This window comes from Psychrobacter piechaudii, from assembly GCF_900162825.1.
GTDB lineage: Bacteria > Pseudomonadota > Gammaproteobacteria > Pseudomonadales > Moraxellaceae > Psychrobacter > Psychrobacter piechaudii.
Genome location: NZ_FUGE01000013.1, coordinates 1 through 522, shown reverse-complemented (window position 1 = coordinate 522; position 522 = coordinate 1). Strand labels below are relative to the sequence as shown.

The 522-nt window shown below is 39.7% G+C and carries 1 protein-coding gene; it reads left to right on the top strand.

The window, feature by feature from the left end:
* Nucleotides 1-43: 43 nt before the first annotated feature.
* Nucleotides 44-522 (top strand): IS1595-like element ISPssp3 family transposase (locus A1019T_RS00085; RefSeq protein WP_077449883.1); only part of this gene is annotated, 479 nt, incomplete at its 3' end.

Sequence of the window (522 nt, the reverse complement as noted above, 5' to 3'; positions counted from 1 at the left end):
TTAGGGGCTGTCCTAGATAAGTAAAATTATTTAGGATAGCACTATGAGAAAGAGTAAACTAAGTTGGTATAAACAAAGCAGACTAATCGAGTTATTTGTTGCCGGTTCTACCGCGAGAACAGCAGCAAGCTTAGTTGGTGTTAATAAAACCACAGCCAGTTATTACTTTCATAGGCTAAGACTGCTTATTTACGAGAATAGTCAAGACCCTGGTCTATTTGAAGGCGAAATCGAAGTAGACGAATCATACTTTGGTGGCACTCGTAAAGGCAAGCGAGGGCGAGGTGCTGGTAGCAAAGTGCCCGTGTTTGGCCTATTAAAGCGTAATGGCAAGGTCTACGCTTGTATTATACCCAATGCTAAAGCAGATACTTTGATCCCCATCATAAGAGAAAAAGTGAAGCCTGATAGCATTGTTTATACCGACTCATTTAAAAGCTATAACGCATTAGATGTCAGTGAGTTTACTCATTATCGTATCAACCACTCCAAAACCTTTGTTAATGACAAGAATCACATTAA